Origin of the sequence: uncultured Rhodoblastus sp. (assembly GCF_903903185.1) — a bacterium.
GTDB lineage: Bacteria > Pseudomonadota > Alphaproteobacteria > Rhizobiales > Beijerinckiaceae > Rhodoblastus.
On record NZ_CAIUXT010000035.1, the window covers coordinates 1 to 2,670 of the forward strand.

Below are 2,670 nucleotides of genomic sequence, written 5' to 3' on the forward strand. Positions count from 1 at the left end.
CCGCCAATCTCCTCCAGCGCGTCACCAAAGTTCGAAAAGGCCAAAAACGGCGCGACGCGCCGAACAATTACGCGCGACCAGCGGCGCAGACCTCGTCTCCATCGGCCAGGGAGGCAACTCGCGGTGAATAGATCAGGCTAGTTCGGCCTCAACCGCGCTCCACGCCAAACCCAAAAGGTCGAGTAATATGCCCAGCGTACGTTGATTGGCGGCCACATCGGAGTCGTGGCTGCGAACGTAATAGAGCTCCGGCTCGGCATCCGGATCGCATCTTCGTCCCGTCAGCAACATACGTATCGCTCGGCGAATAACTGAATTCGAGGCATCCGGTCCGAGGCGGCGCAGCAACCCAACGCGCCGTGCCGTGGGCGAATCAATCGCATCCGCGTGGAGAACCGCCGCTGCTAGCTCGATTGTCGAGGGCGCCGGGACGCCAGCGATTGAGGCCACCAAGTCATCGACAATCCAGACGTCGTCACTGACAGCCTCCGCGAGGTCAATAGCAGCGCGCTTCGGATCCAAGGGAGACTCTACAGCAGCGGAATCGATTCCCTCGTCTACGCCTGTACGTGCAAAAACGCGCCGGTTTTCGGTGTATTGATGGAGTTTGCGAACGGACCACGCTTCGTCCTGCTCATCGGGGAGCCTATGCGCACGAAGTAGTGGCAACGTGCCGAGATCCTCGCCCAAGGGGCGATCTTCGCGCACTGAGAGCAGGGTCTCCGCGAGCAAAAGCCGAGCGCGTTGTGTGCTTTGCGATGTTCCTTCACGTCCCGCGAGGAGGAGATTGCCTAACTCGAGAAGCGCGCGGTCTAGCCGCTCTGCTTCGGGATGGGAAGTTCGCAATCTTTCAGGGCGGCGACCGAGCGGGATCGGCAGAAGGCCGTCACCAAGTAGGCCTCGCCTAGCGAGCTCAGCGACGGCCGGTTGGCTGGCAACGGGAGCGTCCACCAACCAGGCAACTGGCAATTCGTTGAAGATTTCTCGCCACGCAGCCCGCAGATCTCCGCGAGTTGTGGAGTCCGAGTTGGTTGGGAGGGCGCCCTCCCCGATCCACTTGGCAAGCCAACGTGTGACCACAGCTTCGCGCTCGTCGCGGCCTGCAGCGTGAGGAGCGATTACGTGGTGGACGAGCCCACCAATCCAAGTCAACTGTTCAGGCGTGCGCAATGCGTCGGCTGGGATGCAGTCCAGCAGCAGCGTCAGCCAAGTGAGCGGCCACGCGGCAACTTGCCCACCTATTTTGGGGGCGCCGTCGTCGATAAAAAGGATGTCCTTGGGAAGGATGTCCTCGGTGTTGCTGCTCGAAGCTTCGACGAATCGATCTCGAATCGTGCTTGGGGCCCGTGTCCAGTCAGGAATGGAAACGACGACGGTTCCCGCGACTTCGTGGGATATCCAGCGGACACCGCCCTCCGTGAGCACCGGCAGCAACTTGCTCCGCCGCGTTACCGAGGAGAGGTGTTTTGTGACTGTTGGGAATGAGACAACGGCTTCGAGCAGCGGCCGCGCAATGTCCTCAGGAATGCTGGCGACAGCGTTTGCGAGTGCGCTCGGAAGCAGGGGGAGGACGAGCTCGTCGCGTACCGCACGGTTCCAATTTGCCCGAACAGCGTTATCACCCGCCCCCCGATCCTCGTCCGTGACGCCAGGAATGGACCTGCGGTCTTGGGAGGGCCAGAAATATCCATGCAAGACAATTTCCCAGGCCACCAAATCCGAAGCAAATCCCACGGCTTCTACGACCGCGCTCGAACGTGGATTTGGATCATCATCAAGAGGCAGAAACACAGCCCAGCGAAGTCGAGCCCCGCATTGTTTCGCCAAACCGATTTCGGGGAAAAGGACCGTGACGGCCGCGTGGGCAAGCGCTTTGCGCCGAATCCAAATGGATCGTCCCTCCTGCCAGTGCGGATCGCTTGGCCAGTCATCTCCCGACCGGAGCGACCGCAGTCCATCGTGGCCGAGTGCTTCGATACCACGAACTGACCAAGCCCGTTCTGCTCCCTCAATTCTTCCTTCGAAAACCCGATCCGGCGTGGGTTTGTCGTCGTCATAGCGACCAACCCATGGGCCGCGTTGGTGAGCAGGACGAGCAACGCACGCAAGTTTGGTGCGCGCCTTCATTGCCTCCGTATCGGCGACGCGGTCGGCCTCAATTGAATGCAGATGTCCGCACTGGGCGAGCAGAAGGGCAATGGATGCAGGTCGACTGAACCAAGAAGCGACCTCTTCCGGAGTCGCGCAGACCTGACCCAACCCATACTGCCGGTCTTTGGCTCGATCGAGATGTTCGCTGCGACGAAGCGGAACCCATAACAGGAGGCCTTGATCGAACTCTCCGAGAAGTTGGATCGCTACCTGACGGAGGCGGGTTAAGTCTTCGTCACCGACACTATCCCAGTCTGGATGGATCGGATCTGCATTATTTCCGTCTCCCGTGCCCGCCCAGGGGTTCAACGCGCCGGGACGAAGGACGCCTCCTTCGACGCCCAAATAGACAAGCGCTTCACAAATGTGGAAGACGCTCTTAGAGCAATCCCCGGCTAACCTGACGCATATCCGTCGTGAGCGAGATAATTTGCGCATTCTTGGGGTGTGAACTCGTCAAGAACGACGCCAATCCGGTCCCACAGTTTATCGACCGTTCGCTCCTTGGCCTTGCGCAGC

The 2,670-nt window shown here is 60.2% G+C and carries 1 protein-coding gene and 1 pseudogene; both read right to left on the bottom strand.

Annotation, left to right across the window (positions count from 1 at the left end; translation table 11 throughout):
* Positions 1-132 precede the first annotated feature (132 nt).
* On the bottom strand, positions 133-2,460 hold the full coding sequence (locus tag QZY01_RS02855; protein WP_294533081.1) for a hypothetical protein: 2,328 nt from the start codon (positions 2,458-2,460) through the stop codon (positions 133-135).
* 86 nt (positions 2,461-2,546) lie between these two features.
* Positions 2,547-2,670 (bottom strand): annotated as a pseudogene (locus tag QZY01_RS02860) (IS630 family transposase); the annotation flags it as partial.